Raw genomic sequence first — 16,434 nt, forward strand, 5'->3', positions numbered from 1 at the left:
CAGTAACCGCCGAAATAACGATTTATGTGGGAATCAAAACAAACTCGAACATCCGGTCGCCAGACAGCCGAGCCTGCGCATTTCTCAGGCAGCATCCTCGTCGCGATGCAGCTGATGAACCTCGATGCGGTTGCGCCCCAGATCCTTCGCCCGGTAGAGCGCACCGTCGGCCTTCTCCAGAAGGGTATCCAGATCCACGGATGCGCTTTCGCTCGCGGCAAGCCCGACGCTCAGCGTGACGGTCAGGGAGATCGTGTCGTCGTTGAGGGTCATGGTCTGGGCGAAGACGCTGCGAATTCGCTCGGCCACCTCCAGCGCCTCGCTGCGGCGGCATTTGGAAAGAAGAACCGCGAATTCCTCGCCGCCCACCCGGCCGACAATGTCGTTGCGGCGCAGGCAGGCATTGATGCGGGCAGCCGCGATGGCGATCACCTGATCCCCGGCCGCGTGCCCGTATCTGTCATTGATCGCCTTGAAGTGGTCGATGTCGATCATCAGGGCCGCAAAGGGCTGGGAGAAGCGGTTGAGCGAGCGGATGGCTGTCGCCGCTTCTTCCTGAAACGCCCCGCGGTTGAAAACGCCGGACAGCGTGTCGTGGGTCGCAAGATGCGAGAGCTCGCCGATAAGCCGCTTCTGCTTCGCCATGGCGCTCGCCAGCATCATCGGCGCAAGCGCAATCAGGCTGACGCCGAGCCGCATGGAAATCAGTCCGCTCTCGGTCGTCACATCCACCACATTGGGGAAATAGCCGGCCGACAGCGCCAACAGGCTCCAGAAGCTGAAGATCGAAGTCAGAAGCACGGTGAGGAAGCGCGGATATACAATCGCGCTCCAAAGCAGAGCCGGAACCGGGAACGCGATGGCGCCCGGCCCGCCGATCTGCACGCTGACCGCGCAGGATGCGACGAGCGCCAGCGCCGGAAGCGTCAGGCGCAGCAGATCCATGCGCGATGCGCTTTTGGGAAGCGACACCCGGCGGGCGGTCAGCATGACCGGGAGAATGGCCACGTAATTGGCGAATTCCGTGACGAACCAGAAGGACCAGCCGCCAAGCGAGGAGCCGCCGAACAGAACCGGATTGGCAACCGCGCCCACCAGGCCCGCAAGGAAAGCCCCGAATCCGATGGCCGCGACCATCAGAGGAATCGATTCCGGCGTTTTCAGGCGGATCGTGTCACGCGAATAGCGCCGCAGCAGAAAATAAGCGCCGCCAACACCGACAAGATTGGCGGCTGTGAGAATCAGCGTCTTGAACAGGGGCGAGCCGGTCAGAAGGTCTGCCGCGAGGAAGCCCAGCGCCGCCATGCCCCAGCCAAACGGCGTCGCGGTCGCCGGAAAGCGCAACAGCATTCCCAGCATGATCGCATTCGCGGGCCAGACGGTCGCCAGAAAATCGACGGGGCGCGTATAGATGCCGACAAGACAGGCGCACAAGACCACCGCGCCGATCAACAGCGCTGCCGGCACTTGCCCGAACCCCGGGACTGCCGCTTGCGCCCCACTGGCTTCCCGCCCAATCAGCACAGATACGAACTCCATCTACAATCGAAGATCAGGGTATCGGCCAAAACTCACCCTCCGGTTAAGAGGTCGGCTAACGAACTGACAGTGGCGATCTGTGGAGGTTATGGTTAATCGGCTTATGCAGATTCCATTAAATTTAGAGGCATAGGCTGGCGGATTATGAGACCGAGCCAACTAATAGCCTTTTTGTTTCGCGCCGCCCTGCTTCTGTCGCCGGCGACGATCGCGGTCCTTACCTTCATTTATCTGGTGCAGACCGCCGAACAGCGCGACATTCCGCCGAGTGTTGACAGAATCCACACGGCGACGATCCGCTGACGCCCCTGCCCTGACAGGACGACATGGAATCACGGATTGCCGGCTCGCGTGGCCGACCCGGGAGTGAATCGGCGTCGGATCAGAAAAATCAGAGAAAAGCGGCCCGCCCGTGCGTGGCTGCGAATCGCACATGGCGATTCGTACGCAGAGCAAGCGATTGGACCAAAAACCGATAACCGGCTCAATTGAGAGCGGTGCGATAATCTGCTTTGAAATCAGGAAGAAGAAGCCATTTGGCAGAGAGTGTATTTCACTCTTTAGCGCGGCCGCCACTTCTCCAGAGAGAGGAGAAGTGGCGCGAGTGACGGGGCTCGAACCCGCGACCTCCGGCGTGACAGGCCGGCACTCTAACCATCTGAGCTACACCCGCGCTTGAGGCGCTCTGCCGTGGCAGCAACGCGTCGATGAGCGCTGAATTAGGGGGTTCTTGCGGGAGTGTCAAGCGCCCCAAACCTACTTTGTGAAACTTTCTTGATCTTATTCGAATTCGCTCTGAAAAAGCTCTTTTCCACTTGCGATCCGATCGCGAAGCACCTAAAGGAAGCGGCTTGGAATGGGCGATTAGCTCAGTTGGTAGAGCGCTTCGTTTACACCGAAGATGTCGGGAGTTCGAGTCTCTCATCGCCCACCATTCCAACCCCTTGAAATCCCTACAAAGCCTTGACCCAAAAGGGTTTCCGTCCATAACGATGTTACAAACTTCGTTACAAAATGGGTGCGACGGATGGCGGGTAAAGTAAGGCATCTTCTGAATCGTGACGGGCGATATTTTGCTCGACTGATCGTCCCCAAAGAGCTTCGCCCCTTCAATGGTGGCAAATCAGAGCTGCGCACCCCTCTCGGCCCAGATCGTCGCACGGCACTAGCCAAGCTACCCGGTGCGGTTGCCCTCCTTCAAAACCAGATCGCCTTAGCTGAAAGGCGAGCAGTAGAAGCCGGACAACGACAACGGCACGCCGCTCGATATCCATTAGCGCCGGATCAAATCGCAACGCGCAATTACTTCGACAGGCTCTCATTCGATGAAGAACTGAGAAACACAGATTCTCGCTACGTGAACTCTGGCTTCGTTGACGACGCATTGGTGTCCGCTCTGCGCGATGGCATCGCAGGACGCCTTACTGACAATCAGCTCGCACAAGTCGTTGGGCAACGCATCGAGCATTTCAGGAAGCTCGGGAACACAGAGGCCGCATTTGGCTCCGAAGAATGGCGGACACTGGCACGGGCTATCTGCATATCCGAATTTGAGGCTCTATCGCGTGTGGCAGAGCGTGATGAGGGTGATTTCACCGGAGCACCAACCCACCCGCTGCTTAAAGATGCGACGCCACCCACAAACGACATCGCTTGCCCTACTACTTTCGACCAGGTCATTGACGACGAAGAGAAGAGACGCGCGCGCGGGAAGAATGCGAAGCCCCTCCCTAAGCAGACTGTAAAGAAATACCGCGATGCCGCCGGCGAGTTCGCCAAATTTCGCAAATCAGAGGACGCCGCAACCGTCACCGCCGCCGAAGGAAAGGCATGGATTGAAGCCATGCAGGACGCGCACCTGATCGGCAATCGCACCGTGAAAATGAAATTTCAGAACGTCCGCACCATTCTGAATTGGGGTCGACAGAACGACCCTGAGAATTTCCTTCCGGCAGGCAACCCACTCGCCGGCATCAAGACACCCGACTACACTACCACCCCCTCATACCTTCGTGCGTTCACCATGGCGGAAGCCCGGCTTGTGCTGATTGCTGCACGAAAGGAAACAAAGCCCTTTCTCCGTTGGATACCGTGGCTATGCGCTTACTCTGGTATGAGAGTGAGTGAAGCAGCGAGCTTGCGTAAGGAAGATTTTTTCAAAGTCGGTGAACGATGGTTCTGGAAAGTAACTACTGCCGGCAATCGATCCCTCAAGACCGCAAGCAGTGAGCGCCGAATTCCGGTGCACACAGCACTCATCAATGAAGGCATTATTGAGTTCGTTGAAAATGCGGAAGATGGCCGCCTGTTCCGCGGAGAGAGTAAGGAAGCGATCTCCGTTCAACCTCGGCTCAGCACCTGGGTTCGCAAACTGATCCCAATGCATCAGCGCCCGGATCTATCACCCAATCATGGGTGGCGGCATCTATTTGAAGACCTATGTCGCCGTGATCGCGTGGCCGAAGATGCCCGCAACTACATGACCGGTCGCACCGATGGCCTTTCGCATGAACTGTATGGCCGCAGTGACGTGATGCTTCCCGGCCTGGCAGAAGCGATGGATCAAATTGAACCTATCGAACTCGCAACATAATACATACATAAAATAGATGAATTCGGAAAAATTCATCACTTTTATTGATTTTTAGGATTCACATCACGATTCGAGCATGAGACAATATTCCTAAGTTGAACTTAGGGGTTGTGTCCTGTTGCGTGTCCTGAATTCTGTAAAGCGTCTCATCGGCAGCGGTATGGAGCAAAAATCCATACCGCTGAGCGATCCTGCAATTACCGAGATATTTGGCGCTGCACCCACCAGTTCCGGGATTCCGGTCAATGCCAGCACCGCTATGCGGGTGCCGGCTGTTCTTCACGCCGTCCGCCTGATTTCCGAAACGGTTGGCTCGCTTCCCTGCAAGCTCTATCGCGACACCGACGACAGCAGGGAAACCGCCAAGGAACATGACGGCTACCGCCTGGCGCATAACCGCGTGAACCCCTGGACGAGCGCCAGGCAACTTCGCGTTGACCTCACGACCGACGCCCTCTTGTATGGAGCAGGCTATGCTCAGGTTGTGCGCGTCGGCGATGACAAGCCCTATGAGCTTCACCGGCTAACGCCCGGCACCGTCCAACGCCGCACCGAAGATGACGGCGAACCTTACTACCTTGTGCAGCGCGAGCGTGGCCCGCAGGAACGGCTTTCTTACAGGGACGTGCTGTATGTGCCAGCCTTCGGCGGCACCTCCCCTATCAGCATCGGCAAAGAGGCCATTGGCGTTGCCATGGTGCTTGAACGCCATGCGTCCAGGTTCTTCGGCTCCGGCACCCGCCCTTCAGGCATCATCTCGAACGACAAGGCAACCGGCGGTGAAAACGGCGCAAAGACCATCAGTAATATCCTGAAGTCTTGGCGCGCCTGGCAGTCCAATGCAAACGGCGACCCACTTATCCTGGATGGAGGCTGGAAGTTCGACCAGCCGACCATGACCTCAACCGATGCGCAGTTCCTTGAGCATCGACTTGAGCAGGTGCGCGAAATTGCCCGCATCTTCGGCGTGCCGCCACACATGCTCTATGAGCTTTCCCGCGCTACCTGGAGCAACGCCGAACAGATGGCGGCGAGTTTCCTACAGCTTTGCCTTCGGCCTTGGCTGGACCGCTGGCAGGACGCCTATGCGACCGTCCTTCTGACTGAAGACGAACAGGACGACCTCTATTTCGAATTTGTCATTGACGACCTTCAGCGGGCGGACTCTGCCGGCCGTGCGGAGATCTTCGGCAAGCTGGTCGCGATGCGCGCCATGACGTCAAACGAGGTTCGCGCTGCAATGAACCTCCCGGCCATCAAAGGCGGCGACGAGCTTGCCAATCCCTACACCACGACCACAACGACCGGCCCGGTATCGGCTCCGGCAAAGGAAGCAGCATGAACAACGAAGACCTGAAGCGCGAAATTAAGCCATTTGTCGACGCCTACAACGCCACGCTCACAGATGATGCCCCCTTACAGCAGACTGCCAGCGCGGGCTTGACGCTCATCGAAGAAACGGCTCGCCGGATCAAGACGGCTGGCGTTGAATCCGACTTCAACGCTGATCAACTCCGGATCGCCGACGAAATCCTTGCGGCACTGTCTGACCGCAATGAGGACGGCCAATGATCCATACAGCATTCTTTGGTGACGGCGAAAAGACGTTTGCCCTTAGCACTCCGATGGTTCTTGAGCTTGAGCGAAGAACCGGCAACGGCATCGGCGCAATCTTCGCCCGCATCCGAGCGCACCAGTTCACACTTCAGGACGTTACAGAGACCATCCGGCTTTCACTGATCGGTGGCGGAGCCTCCCCTTCGGATGCCGACGCTCTGGTGAAGGCCTATGTCGATGAGCGCCCGCTGGTGGAAAGCATGGAGATCGCTCTCGATGTGATCACCGCTCGCATGATCGGCCCCATCGCGGCCGATAGCAAACCTGTTCCCCAGGACAAACCGCGACATACCGCGCAGACCGGCGATCTAGCAGCCGCCATCAATGCAACCGAAGCTCACACTACAGACGATGGTGCCGGATAATGAACAGTCTCGAAATCAAAGCCGATCTGGTCATTGACGAGGCGGGCACCGTCACCGGAATTGCGTGGCCCTTTGGCACCGTCGATAGCGTCGGTGACGTGATCGAGCCGGGTGCGTTCAACCTCGCAAGCAACTCCCTGCCAATGGTTATCGAGCACGACCAAAAGCAGGTTGTCGGCGTTTGGAACTCACTCGCTGAAACGGACAAGGGCCTTGAGGTGAAGGGGCGCTTGTTTGTCGAAGGCATTGGCCCTGCCCGCAATGCGCGGCGTGACCTTCATGCCGGCCGGATGCAGGGCCTGTCCATCGGCTACCGCCTTCATGAAGCGAAGGCCCGGCCGGAAGGTGGCCGCATCCTTTCCAGTCTCACCGTCACCGAAATCTCGCTCTGTCGCCGCCCTGTCAATTCCAGCGCGCGCGTCACCGAAGTCAAATCCATCATTGAGGAAAAGCACATGGAAAACGAAATCGAGAATGCACCGGAGGCAAAGGCCGAACCGGTTATCGAGCAGAAGGCCCTCGACAGCATGAAGGCCGAAATCAACGCACGGCTCGATAAGATGGAAGCCAAGGCTAACCGGCCCGTCGCTTCGAACAACAATCACCCGGCCGCAGAGAACGACAACGAGGTAAAGGCGTTCACGTCCTTCATCCGCAACGGCGATTCCAGCGAAGTGAAGTCGCTTGGCTACGCCACGCCTTCGACCGGCAGCATTCTGGCACCGGAAACCGTCTCCACCTCCATTCTTGAGAAGGTGGCGGAGTTCTCTCCGGTTCGCTCGCTTGCGCAGACGATCAGCATGGGCGGTGCGTTGCTTCAGCTTCCCCGGCTTGTCGACCAGGTTGAACCTGGCGAAGTCGGCGAAACCGATCCCCGCCCCGAAAGCGAACCGTCCTTTGACCAGATTGATCTGAAGCCCTTCGAAATGGCGGTGACTGTTCCTGTCACGCGCGTTCTCTTGGAAGACGCACAGATCGACCTCGCCGCATATCTCGGCAGCCATATCGCCCGGCGCTTCGGCCAGAAGGAAGCACGCTGGTTTGTGAATGGTGATGGCACCACGCAGGCAGAGGGCGTCCTTACGTCTACAGACATTGCCGAAGTCGAGGCCGCTATCAGCGGCGACGACCTTATTGACCTGTTCTACAGCGTCAAAACCGCCTATTCCGCAAACGGCTCTTGGTTGATGAACCGCAAGACCATGGCGGCCGTTCGCAAGCTGAAAGACCCGGACGGCGGTTATCTCTGGGAACGTTCCGTTGCAGCCGGCCAGCCGCCGCTTCTGCTTGGCCGTCCAGTTTATGAGGGCGTCGACATGCCCGATCCGATTGCGGGCAATACGGCGATTGTATTTGGCGACTTCACAGCGGGCTATGCGATTGCTGATCGCGTCGGCTTTGAGATCCTGCGCGACGACTACACAGGCGCTGGAAACGGCATTGTGAAGCTGCATGCCCGCCGCCGCGTCGGTGGCCGCGTGATCATGGGCGAGGCCTTGACCAAGCTCAAGGTTGCGGCCTGATCACCATGACCTTCCGGCCCGCATATGACGAGATCACGCTTGCGCTCGGAGGCAACACCGTGCGCTTGCGCCCGTCTTTGCGGGCCGCGCTCCATCTATCCCAGGACAACGGCTTTGCGACGATGCATCGCCAGATAGCCGAGATTCATCTTGGCACGATCCGCACTCTAATCACCATTGCGGCAACCGACCGACAGGAAGCAGCCGCCTTCCTCGATCAGATCGACCGCACGCCACTGCAACTGGTCGCGGATTGCATCACCATGCCGCTATTCAGCCTTGTCGCCGGCTTCATCCCTGCGACCGATGACAGCGACGAAGCCACGCCTAAGCAGGAAAGCCAGCCAATGCCGTGGCCGACTGTCTACCGCGAGCTATACCGCACCGCGACGGGCTGGCTTGGCTGGACACCAGGCACGGCTTGGAGCGCCACGCCAACCGAGATCACCGAAGCCTTCGCCGGCCACATTGCCAAGCTGAAAGCGCTTCATGCGCCAGATACAACCGACAACGCAGCTTCGGACCCGGACCAGCGCGCGCGTAACGTTAAGCTTGGCCTTGATCCCGACTTTGACCGCAACGGCCTTCACGCCCTCAGAGGCTTACAGGGGATGCGAGCATGAGCCGCCCGCCCCGCCTCTGCCATTGCGGCAAAATCGTTCCGCACGGCGCTCGCTGCGCGTGCCAGCGGGAAGCTGATCGCCAGCGCAACGCCCGCCATGATGCACGCCGACCAGCAGCCGGGCAGCGTGGCTATAACCACAACTGGCGCAAGGCCCGCCTTGAACACCTGGCGGCCTATCCCGACTGCCGTATGTGCGCCGCACCTGCGACCACCGTTGACCACGTCATTCCGCACCGTGGCGACCGCGCATTGTTCTGGAACCGCCAGAATTGGCAGTCTCTTTGCACCCGCTGCCACAACAGCGTGAAGCAGCGACAGGAATGGAGACCCCGGCCGTGAATTTACTTAGCTTGGCTCTCTATCCATTTCAGAGCCTCTGCGCGGTTCCAAAAACTGCGCTCAGAGAGGTGTTTGGGGAGCCGTTTGCCGCCCACCTCGATAATATGTCCCACGTCGAAAATTCGATGACGTTCTCCGCTTGGATCAGTCACCGTGCGTTGCTCAATGTAGTAGTCGCCGTGCTCTTCAATGCTCATTACTTGAAACCCATCCGCGTAATTCTCTGCACGTCCGTATCCGATTCAATTGATGCGTGTCGAGCATTAGGGCGGAGAACTCCGCTACATGATGGGAGCGATAGATGACTACGCTGCATAAGTTTCGTGGTGTCCGTTACACAATGAGCGAACTATCAGAGATGAGCGGCGTCACAGTGTCCACGATCTATCAGCGCCGTAAACGTGGATGGACGATGGAGCAGGCGCTTGCCATCCCAACGCGGGAACAGATCAGCCGGGGGGTAGTTGTCAATTCCCTGCCCTTTGCGGGGACCGGCGCGGGGACGACCGCGCAAGAGACACCCGAAATAACTTTTTCTGAGAAGGCACGGATCGCATGAGCATAGTGAGCCCTGCGCTCGCAAAAGCGCATATGAACATTACCGGAACGGACGACGATGAGCTTATCGCGCTCTACATCGGCGCTGCCGAGACGTTCCTTGGCAACTACATCGGCAAGCCGCTTTCGGACATTGATCCCCTGCCCGACGATCTGAAGCTAGCCGTTCTGAAGCAGACCGCCTTCTATTACGAGCAGCGTGAAGCCGTTTCCTTCGGCGTGGCGATGCAGATATCGCCCTTTGGCGTCACCAGCATTGCCAACGCATACCGCGAAAAGTGGTTTGGTGAGGAAGGTTCGACCGATGGCGAGTAAGTCCAGCAACGGGCTCGCCTCGACGCTCGCTGCTATGGAGCGCGTGAGAAAAGCCGCCAAGGAAGCCGCCATGCAACGCCTCATCAAAGGCGCGCAGGAAGTCGCTGACGCGGCCGCCATGCTTGCGCCGGAGGATGAAGGTCATCTGAAGGAATCCATTGCGGTAACATTGCCCGGCCAATCTACACCGCCGCATTCACAGCCCGGCGGCTCCCGCATTGCTGACGAAAATCAGGTTCTGGTGACGGCCGGCAATTCAGAGGTTCGATACCCGCATCATCTGGAACACGGCACGGTGAAGATGGAAGCACAGCCATTCTTCTTCCCGGCCTACCGCCTGCACCGCGATCAGATCAAACGCGGCGCAGCAAATGCCTTTGGTCGCACCGCGCGCAAAGAGTGGAAGCAAAAATGATTGAGCCAACGCTTGCCCTTCAAACCGCGATCCGTTCGGCGCTTATCGCAGCGCCAGCAGTGGCCGAGCTTGTGCCGGCCGTCCATATCCGCAACGGCAGCACACGCCCAAATAGCCTGCCATGCATCATCATGGCGAACGGCCAAACTACTTATCTCGGCAACGCTTCCGGCCCGCAGTATACGGCCCGCGTCTTCCTCGACCTGCATATCTGGGCGCTGGAAGATGGCGTGAACACCGCGAAAGCTATCGGATTTGCGGTCTGCAACACACTTAAAGACGCTCCGAATGCCGAAGGGTTTGCGTTTGATGAGTTCCGCTTGCCGGCAGTGCGATGGATGCGCGACCCCGACCCGGACAAAGCCTACACCCATGGCGTCATTACCGTGGAAGCCGTCATCCGGTGGAGTGTCTGACATGCGTGCAGGACAATTGAATCGCGTCATTTCCATTGAGCGCAAGGCCGAGACGGTTTCGGAAACGGGTGCCGTGAACACCACCTGGGCAAGAACTGCCACGGTGCGCGCGCAGATCGTGACGCAATCGACCACTGAATTCCTGACCGGTTTCGGCGAGGCCGAAAGCGGCACAATCGTTTTCCGCATTCGCTATCTTGCAGACATCAACACAGCCGACCGCGTTGCCTATGCCGGGCAGCTTTATGACCTCAAGGAAGTGACAGAGATCGGCCGTAGGCGCGGCCTTGAACTTCGCGCGGTGGTGACGGCATGACCCACCTTCGCGGCATAAAGCCAACGCTCTCCCCGGATCGCGAGCCGCTACGCAAAGCGCCGCCGGCACCCAAATGGATGACGCCTGAAGCACGTGCTGAGTGGAAGCGGATCATGCCGCGCCTGATTGCGGATCGGATCATAACCAAAGCCGACCTGACCGGCGTCGAAAACTATTGCGTGGCAACCGGCCGCGTCCGCGAGATTGAACGCCTCTTTGCTGCCGGTGGTTTGGACAAGACCCTTTTCGGCATGCAGAACCGCGCCATGCAGACGGCCCGGCAGCTTGCCGCCGAGTATGGCCTGTCACCTGTTTCCCGCACCCGCGTAGGCGCAGCAGGCAACGACGACGATGATACTGACAACCCGCTTTCGGTGACGTGATGGCGAGCACGTATCCCGAATGGATTTTTGACGGCAGCCCAATTGATGACCCGTTCGGCTATGGCGAGCGCGCGGTAACGTTTCTTCGTCGTCTGAAGCATCCGAACAGCAACGCGCCGAAGAACGGCTTCCAGCTTTATGACTGGCAGGAACGCATCATTCGCCGCATTTATGGGCCTCGCCATCCTGATGGCCGCCGGATCGTGGAAACTGTCTTCTGGATGATCCCGCGCGGGAACCGTAAAACCAGCCTCGCCGCAGCCCTCGCCCTGCTTCACACCATCGGCCCGGAGAAGGTTCCAGCCGGACAGGTAATCTTTGCGGCCTCCGACCGCGAGCAGGCCGGCCTTGGCTTCAAAGAAGCCGCGAACATAGTTCGCATGGACAAGCGCCTTGTCGCCGCGACCCGTATCTATGACGCGCACAACAGCGCGAAGAAGATCGTCTACAAGGCCGAAGGCGTAGAGCTTCAGGCAATCTCCAGCGACGGCGCAGCGCAACACGGCAAGACACCCGCCTTTGTGCTGGTAGACGAAATCCATGTGTGGAAGGGCCGCGACCTTTGGGAAGCGCTGAAATCCGGCATGGTGAAGACCAGTGGCACGTTGATGGTGATCGCCACCACAGCCGGACGCGGTTCCGAAAACATCGGCTTTGAGCAGTATGACTACGCTCGGCGCGTGGCGTCCGGCGAGATCGTGAACCCGGCTTATCTGCCAATCATCTTTGAAGCGGCCAATGACAATGATTGGCAGGATGAAGCCCTATGGCATCGCGTCAATCCCGGCCTGCAACACGGCTTTCCAAACCTCAATGCGCTGCGCACCGCAGCGAAGGAAGCCGAGCACCGGCCAGCCGACCGTGCCGCCTTCAGGCAATTCAACCTAAATATCTGGCAGGCGCATTCCCGCGACCCGCTGTTCGACATGGCGACCTATGACGCTGGCGAAATACCGTTCGACCTTGCCGAGCTTGAAGAACTGCCATGCTTCCTCGGCGTTGACCTGTCCCGCTCTGGCGACCTTACCGCCGTTGTCGCCGCATGGCGGCATGACGATGGCCGCATCACAGTCCACCCTTGGTTCTTCGTTCCCGGAGACGACCTGAAAGGCCGCGCAGAACGTGACGGTGTGCCATATGAACAGTGGCGCGACGCCGACCTGATTAACGTCATTGACGGGCCGGTGATCGAGCCGGAGGAAATCGAGAAGCACATTCGCGAGCTTTGCGCCCGGTTCAACGTGCAAGAAATCGCCTTCGACCCCTACGACGCGCGCATGATCATGCAGCACCTGCACGACGATGGTCTGCCGGCCGTCGAGATGAGACAGGGACCGCTCACCATGGGACCGGCAATCGCCGACCTTGAGCGCATCGTGAACGGCCGGGTGCTTCGCCATGGCGGGCACTCGATCCTCCGCCATCACTTCGATAGCGTTGTCGTGTCACGCGGCGATAGCGGTTTTCCCCGCATGCACAAGGGCCGAAAGACCGACCGCATTGACGGCGCAGTTGCCGCCGCCATGGCTGTTTCCCGCGCAAGCATGAACGACAGCCGCAAATCCTTCCTCGACATGGACACCGACGACTTTGACCGGCTCATGGCCGAAGCAGCATAGGAATTGAACGATGAATGACGGCCAGCAGCTTCTTCTTACCTTTGAAGCGCGCTTTGAGCGCTACATGCGCAACTTTGAGCGCGCACAGCAGCAGACCGACCGGCGGTTCCGGGCGATGGAGAGACGCGCCCAAGTGGCAGGCAACCGCATGGAGCGCCACCTGTCGAGCAGCGCGACACGCATTGCCGCGTCACTGGCCGCAGCCGCCGCCCCTGCCGCCGTCTTTGCGAAAACACTTGATACTATCAGGGAAGCGTCCAGCTTGGCGAAAGCGGCGGATCGCGTCGGCCTGACCACCAAGGCGTTTCAGGAACTGCAATTCGGCATGCACCTAGCGGGCGTCGAAGCCAACACGTTTGAACGTGGCATGGCAACATTCGCCGAAAAGATCGGCGAAGCTGGCACACGTGGTAATCGTCTGGGCGAAATCCTGAAGGCAAATGGCGTTGCGATCAGAGACCAAAACGGCCGCTTCCGAACGACCGAAGCCCTGTTGCGCGACTATGCCAGACTCATTTCAAATGCAGGTTCTGAACAAGAGCAGCTTACGCTGGCCACGGAAGCTTTTGGCGACCGTGCTGGCCGCGAGTTTGTTACGGCTCTCAAAGGTGGCGAACAGGCCATCAACGGCATGGCGAACGCGGCTGAAGACGCGGGCGGCGTAATTGATGAAGAGCTGTTGCGCAAAGCGGAGGAGCTGGATGACCAATTTGAAATCCTTTGGCGCAACTTCGAGATCAATTCCAAGTCCGCGATCCTCACCGCAGTCAGCTTTCTGGATCAGTTGGGCGCGAAGCTTGGCGAGCTTGGGAACAGCCCATTCTTCCAATGGCTCGCCGGAAAGGTAGGCGCTGACGACGCGGTGTATGTGCCAGGTGAAGGTGTTTTCAATCCGGGCAGCGATGAGCTAACACCGAGCGCCCGCGTCGCGCAGGCGCACATGGGTGAGATCCAGAAGGCCGATGCGGAGATCGTTGAAGCCCTGCGCCAGCGATACGGCCAGGCAGCGAAGACCGCTGCAAACACCACAGTCATTCCAGCAACCGGCGCCGGCAACGGCGGTAGTAGTGGCACCAGCGGCCGTGGCGGTAGAGGTAGCGGTAGCGGAACTAGCAAAGGTTCATCTCGCGCCGACACCTATCAGCGTGAAGTTGACCAAATTCGCGAGCGCATCGCTGAATTGCAGGCCGAAAGCGAAGCCCGCCGCAACGCGACCGGCACCTACCAGCAACAGGCCATGGCTGTTGAACAGGCGCGCATGAAGCATGAGCTGCTTACGGCCGCACAACAGGCAGGGCTTGGCATCACACCTCAGTTGGAAACCCAGATTGATGCTCTGGCGCAGGACTACTCGGCAGCGGCACGCGAAGCCGAAGCACTGGCAGACAAGCAGGAAGAAGCCCAGCAGCAGGCACAGGATTGGGCCAACTTTGGCGGCTCTCTGGTCTCTGGGTTCGTCTCCGATCTGAGACAGGGCAAAAGTGCGTCCGACGCTTTTGCCAACGCGCTCGGCAAGATCACCGACAAGCTGATTGATTTGCTGATTCAGATGCTCATCGTGAAGCCGCTCATGAGCATGTTCGGCTTTTCATCTGGTGGACTGGTCGGCGGTCGCGCACCCGGCTATGCCAGCGGCGGCTACACCGGCCCCGGCGGAAAGTATGAACCAGCGGGTGTTGTCCACCGTGGCGAATACGTCCTCAACCAGGAGGCAACACGCCGGATCGGTGTTCCAGCGCTAGACGCCATGAACGCCGGCCAAGTGCCGGGGTTCTCTGCCGGCGGATATGTTGGCGCTGCACCCGCGCTTCGCGGCCCACAAATTCCCACCGGCACGGCATCGACCCCGGTGCAGCAAATCGCGGTCAACACCTCGATCAAGGTGGAAGGCTCTGCCGGCACGCCAGAACAAAACAACGACCTGGCCAAGAAGGTCGGCAAGCAGATGGAGCACACGGTGCGCGGCGTCGTTGTCGAGGAGATGCGCAAGCAGATGCGCCCCGGCAACATGCTCAACCCGAACCGGCGCTAAAATCCACACAGAGACTCACCAGCGCGGGTTCAGGCGCTATCCGGTGTTCTTCCCACAAAAACAGAGAACGCCCGTCACTGACTCTCTGAAGCCGCTCTAGACAAAGAGCCTTCGGAACCATCCAGGCATTGGCGATATTTCGCTGAGATAATAAAAAACGAGAACAGCAGCGCTCTAAAACTGCTATAATAAAAAGACCGGTCACAGTTTCCCGACGGCGACCGGTCTTTAGAGGAGAGTTTTCTTTGTATGCGCAGAATTATACAGACTCCGTGGAATCTTGTCACGCACAAAGTGCGAAGGGCAAACCAGGGTATGCACGCGCCAATTCTGACAAAAAGATAAATTCCAAGCGCCTCAAATCCCCCTATCGCGACGCCAAGTTTCGCCCACTCTTCCGGGCCCTTGCGGCTCTTGGCCGGACGCTTGAGAGCGGCGGGACTTCAGTTACGTATGAAACCCCCAACCACCCCACCTACCCACTGCTTCACCTCCAAGCAGCCTCACACCACAAAAGAAGCACTTCGCCCCTCATCCGAGAAGAACTCACCGACGAGGAAGATCAGCGCACCGCGCGCTTCTGGCGACAGTATGCAGCAGAGCTACCGGGACTCACGCAACACCGCCTCCCCGCCCCTTGGAGCAACCTTAGCGACCAGGCAGCGGCCGAGTGGTATCACTACGGCCTGAAATCCTCCGGGGCTCTGTGCGGCTTTACGCTCAACCTTTCTGAAGAAGTCGAGAAGAAGACGCGCAGCGAAGCAAAATCCGCAGACTGGCTTGCCAAGCGCATTTCCCGACGCTTACGGGCCGCACTGGGTAGGAAGGTAGACTTCTGGTTTGCATTCGAGACCTCCGATAAGAGGCGGCTCCATATTCACGGTGAAATTCAGATTTCCGGCGAAGAGAAAGCGCGCGCGCGTAAGGCGCTACGTCTGGCTGGCGGGGAATGGAATGAAGTGCGCCAGCATCAATGCAAGACGGATGACCAGCCTTCCGTTGTCTGGGCAAACTACTGCATGAAGAGATGCATATTCATGCGCCCCAAGAAGGGATGGCTCGCAACGCTTGAGCGCCCCATCTCCGGCGATTGGCTTTTTGCCACGAATGGCACACGCCGGGCAGCAGACGCTCTCTATACCGCCAAACGCGCCGAAGTGATCCAGTTGCTTCAAGAGCTGTAGAGGGATGGAAAGCCGCCTGGTGGCTTTCCCCTTTTCGGCTATTCAGGCCACTTGCTGACCTTCACGTCTCCGGTGTCTAGATCTATGAAGAAGCGATACGATCCGATGCTGTCGTCGATCTGGTCATTGCTATAGCCAAACGGGCCGCAATAGACGCGCTCTCTCGTTCAATCTTCCCACACGGACGCGCGAACCCGGTCTCTCGTATAGTTCTGTTCGATCCGATATGGCCCCATCGTCTCATCGATCTCATCGGAATTGTATGAGCCGCAATAGACCTTCTCGACGGTCATCTCTTCGGGATCATAGGTCATCTGCATGATGATGACCTTCTTGACTTCCGGGCATTCAAAGCCGCGCTTAGTAAGATAGGTCGAATACGGCTTGAACCCGAAGTAGTCGTAATCCCGCTCGATGTTGAGCGGACTATCCGCCAGGGCCGGATAGGAAATGGCCGCGATTGCCGCGGCCACCAGAATGCGTTTCATGCCTGCCCCTCCCGGCTGCAATAACCTGCCGCCGACGCATCATGCAGATCAATACGTTTCGGACAAGCCAAATCAGCCGGCAATTAGAAAAGTAAGTCAGCACTGAC

Annotated in this window: 20 protein-coding genes and 2 tRNA genes; 17 read left to right on the forward strand and 5 right to left on the reverse strand. The window is 58.7% G+C overall.

The genetic code is table 11. The annotated features are described in order from the left end of the window. Positions 1–84 precede the first annotated feature (84 nt). The 3 genes from AC4PTT_RS12425 to AC4PTT_RS12435 all read right to left on the reverse strand — a co-directional run bounded on the left by AC4PTT_RS12425 (position 85) and on the right by AC4PTT_RS12435 (position 2,212). A complete protein-coding gene (locus AC4PTT_RS12425) occupies positions 85–1,467 on the reverse strand; it encodes a GGDEF domain-containing protein (protein WP_492161277.1) in 1,383 nt (460 codons plus the stop codon). 231 nt (positions 1,468–1,698) lie between these two features. Then, positions 1,699–2,115 (reverse strand): hypothetical protein, encoded by a 417-nt coding sequence (locus tag AC4PTT_RS12430; RefSeq protein WP_492161278.1) that lies wholly within the window; start codon positions 2,113–2,115, stop codon positions 1,699–1,701. Positions 2,116–2,135: 20 nt separating this feature from the next. Continuing rightward, positions 2,136–2,212 (reverse strand) — tRNA-Asp (locus tag AC4PTT_RS12435). A gap of 185 nt (positions 2,213–2,397) precedes the next feature. Between AC4PTT_RS12435 and AC4PTT_RS12440 the strand changes: the two genes are divergently transcribed. The 8 genes from AC4PTT_RS12440 (at position 2,398) to AC4PTT_RS12475 (ending at position 8,601) form a co-directional block, all read left to right on the forward strand. Then, positions 2,398–2,473, forward strand: a tRNA-Val gene (locus AC4PTT_RS12440). 93 nt (positions 2,474–2,566) lie between these two features. After that, the gene (locus AC4PTT_RS12445) at positions 2,567–4,132 is read left to right on the forward strand and encodes a site-specific integrase (RefSeq protein ID WP_492161279.1); all 1,566 of its coding nucleotides are present in this window, start codon (positions 2,567–2,569) and stop codon (positions 4,130–4,132) included. Positions 4,133–4,250: 118 nt separating this feature from the next. Then, a complete protein-coding gene (locus AC4PTT_RS12450) occupies positions 4,251–5,474 on the forward strand; it encodes a phage portal protein (protein WP_492161280.1) in 1,224 nt (407 codons plus the stop codon). Then, positions 5,471–5,704, forward strand: a complete 234-nt coding sequence (locus AC4PTT_RS12455; RefSeq protein WP_492161281.1) for a hypothetical protein — start codon at positions 5,471–5,473, stop codon at positions 5,702–5,704. Before AC4PTT_RS12450 ends, AC4PTT_RS12455 begins: the two co-directional genes overlap by 4 nt. Continuing rightward, positions 5,701–6,114, forward strand: a complete 414-nt coding sequence (locus AC4PTT_RS12460; RefSeq protein ID WP_492161282.1) for a gene transfer agent family protein — start codon at positions 5,701–5,703, stop codon at positions 6,112–6,114. The genes AC4PTT_RS12455 and AC4PTT_RS12460 overlap by 4 nt, the downstream gene beginning before the upstream one ends. Further along, entirely contained in the window at positions 6,114–7,637 is a 1,524-nt protein-coding gene (locus tag AC4PTT_RS12465; protein ID WP_492161283.1) for a phage major capsid protein, read from the forward strand. The genes AC4PTT_RS12460 and AC4PTT_RS12465 overlap by 1 nt, the downstream gene beginning before the upstream one ends. Before the next feature lie 5 nt (positions 7,638–7,642). Then, positions 7,643–8,260, forward strand: coding sequence for a hypothetical protein (locus AC4PTT_RS12470; protein WP_492161284.1), 618 nt, complete (start codon positions 7,643–7,645; stop codon positions 8,258–8,260). Between the two features lie 191 nt (positions 8,261–8,451). Then, positions 8,452–8,601, forward strand: coding sequence for an HNH endonuclease (locus tag AC4PTT_RS12475; RefSeq protein ID WP_492162612.1), 150 nt, complete (start codon positions 8,452–8,454; stop codon positions 8,599–8,601). A 2-nt stretch (positions 8,602–8,603) separates the two neighbouring features. On the opposite strand, the gene AC4PTT_RS12480 is transcribed toward AC4PTT_RS12475, so the two are convergent. After that, positions 8,604–8,798, reverse strand: coding sequence for a hypothetical protein (locus tag AC4PTT_RS12480; protein WP_492161285.1), 195 nt, complete (start codon positions 8,796–8,798; stop codon positions 8,604–8,606). A 104-nt stretch (positions 8,799–8,902) separates the two neighbouring features. Between AC4PTT_RS12480 and AC4PTT_RS12485 the strand changes: the two genes are divergently transcribed. From AC4PTT_RS12485 to AC4PTT_RS12525, 9 genes are all read left to right on the forward strand, one after another. Then, a complete protein-coding gene (locus tag AC4PTT_RS12485; RefSeq protein ID WP_492161286.1) occupies positions 8,903–9,160 on the forward strand; it encodes a hypothetical protein in 258 nt (85 codons plus the stop codon). Beyond that, positions 9,157–9,474 carry a head-tail connector protein gene (locus AC4PTT_RS12490; RefSeq protein WP_492161287.1) on the forward strand — a complete coding sequence of 106 codons (318 nt, stop codon included), beginning with the start codon at positions 9,157–9,159 and terminating at the stop codon, positions 9,472–9,474. Before AC4PTT_RS12485 ends, AC4PTT_RS12490 begins: the two co-directional genes overlap by 4 nt. Next, positions 9,416–9,889 carry an HK97-gp10 family putative phage morphogenesis protein gene (locus tag AC4PTT_RS12495; protein ID WP_492161288.1) on the forward strand — a complete coding sequence of 158 codons (474 nt, stop codon included), beginning with the start codon at positions 9,416–9,418 and terminating at the stop codon, positions 9,887–9,889. Before AC4PTT_RS12490 ends, AC4PTT_RS12495 begins: the two co-directional genes overlap by 59 nt. Further along, on the forward strand, positions 9,886–10,305 hold the full coding sequence (locus tag AC4PTT_RS12500) for a DUF3168 domain-containing protein (RefSeq protein WP_492161289.1): 420 nt from the start codon (positions 9,886–9,888) through the stop codon (positions 10,303–10,305). The genes AC4PTT_RS12495 and AC4PTT_RS12500 overlap by 4 nt, the downstream gene beginning before the upstream one ends. 1 nt (position 10,306) lies before the next feature. After that, complete coding sequence (locus AC4PTT_RS12505; RefSeq protein ID WP_492161290.1) at positions 10,307–10,621, forward strand: phage head closure protein; 315 nt, start codon at positions 10,307–10,309, stop codon at positions 10,619–10,621. Continuing rightward, entirely contained in the window at positions 10,618–11,004 is a 387-nt protein-coding gene (locus tag AC4PTT_RS12510; protein ID WP_492161291.1) for a phage terminase small subunit P27 family, read from the forward strand. Before AC4PTT_RS12505 ends, AC4PTT_RS12510 begins: the two co-directional genes overlap by 4 nt. Continuing rightward, positions 11,004–12,623, forward strand: a complete 1,620-nt coding sequence (locus tag AC4PTT_RS12515; protein WP_492161292.1) for a terminase large subunit — start codon at positions 11,004–11,006, stop codon at positions 12,621–12,623. The genes AC4PTT_RS12510 and AC4PTT_RS12515 overlap by 1 nt, the downstream gene beginning before the upstream one ends. 10 nt (positions 12,624–12,633) lie before the next feature. Next, positions 12,634–14,655, forward strand: coding sequence for a hypothetical protein (locus AC4PTT_RS12520; RefSeq protein ID WP_492161293.1), 2,022 nt, complete (start codon positions 12,634–12,636; stop codon positions 14,653–14,655). Positions 14,656–14,900: 245 nt separating this feature from the next. Beyond that, the gene (locus tag AC4PTT_RS12525) at positions 14,901–15,839 is read left to right on the forward strand and encodes a hypothetical protein (protein WP_492161294.1); all 939 of its coding nucleotides are present in this window, start codon (positions 14,901–14,903) and stop codon (positions 15,837–15,839) included. A gap of 167 nt (positions 15,840–16,006) precedes the next feature. Here the strand turns inward: AC4PTT_RS12525 and AC4PTT_RS12530 are convergent, their stop codons facing one another. Beyond that, complete coding sequence (locus AC4PTT_RS12530; protein WP_492161295.1) at positions 16,007–16,327, reverse strand: hypothetical protein; 321 nt, start codon at positions 16,325–16,327, stop codon at positions 16,007–16,009. Positions 16,328–16,434: the final 107 nt, after the last annotated feature.

Source organism: Nitratireductor sp. WH36-1 (assembly GCF_058725515.1).

Bases quoted from the DNA above. Each gene is read 5' to 3' on its own strand.
- AC4PTT_RS12445 (WP_492161279.1), top strand. From the start codon at position 2,567: ATGGCGGGTAAAGTAAGGCATCTTCTGAATCGTGACGGGCGATATTTT.
- AC4PTT_RS12510 (WP_492161291.1), top strand. From the start codon at position 10,618: ATGACCCACCTTCGCGGCATAAAGCCAACGCTCTCCCCGGATCGCGAG.
- AC4PTT_RS12530 (WP_492161295.1), bottom strand. From the start codon at position 16,327: ATGAAACGCATTCTGGTGGCCGCGGCAATCGCGGCCATTTCCTATCCG.
- AC4PTT_RS12520 (WP_492161293.1), top strand. From the start codon at position 12,634: ATGAATGACGGCCAGCAGCTTCTTCTTACCTTTGAAGCGCGCTTTGAG.
- AC4PTT_RS12485 (WP_492161286.1), top strand. From the start codon at position 8,903: ATGACTACGCTGCATAAGTTTCGTGGTGTCCGTTACACAATGAGCGAA.
- AC4PTT_RS12480 (WP_492161285.1), bottom strand. From the start codon at position 8,798: ATGAGCATTGAAGAGCACGGCGACTACTACATTGAGCAACGCACGGTG.
- AC4PTT_RS12460 (WP_492161282.1), top strand. From the start codon at position 5,701: ATGATCCATACAGCATTCTTTGGTGACGGCGAAAAGACGTTTGCCCTT.
- AC4PTT_RS12455 (WP_492161281.1), top strand. From the start codon at position 5,471: ATGAACAACGAAGACCTGAAGCGCGAAATTAAGCCATTTGTCGACGCC.
- AC4PTT_RS12515 (WP_492161292.1), top strand. From the start codon at position 11,004: ATGGCGAGCACGTATCCCGAATGGATTTTTGACGGCAGCCCAATTGAT.
- AC4PTT_RS12505 (WP_492161290.1), top strand. From the start codon at position 10,307: ATGCGTGCAGGACAATTGAATCGCGTCATTTCCATTGAGCGCAAGGCC.
- AC4PTT_RS12500 (WP_492161289.1), top strand. From the start codon at position 9,886: ATGATTGAGCCAACGCTTGCCCTTCAAACCGCGATCCGTTCGGCGCTT.
- AC4PTT_RS12470 (WP_492161284.1), top strand. From the start codon at position 7,643: ATGACCTTCCGGCCCGCATATGACGAGATCACGCTTGCGCTCGGAGGC.
- AC4PTT_RS12465 (WP_492161283.1), top strand. From the start codon at position 6,114: ATGAACAGTCTCGAAATCAAAGCCGATCTGGTCATTGACGAGGCGGGC.
- AC4PTT_RS12475 (WP_492162612.1), top strand. From the start codon at position 8,452: ATGTGCGCCGCACCTGCGACCACCGTTGACCACGTCATTCCGCACCGT.
- AC4PTT_RS12490 (WP_492161287.1), top strand. From the start codon at position 9,157: ATGAGCATAGTGAGCCCTGCGCTCGCAAAAGCGCATATGAACATTACC.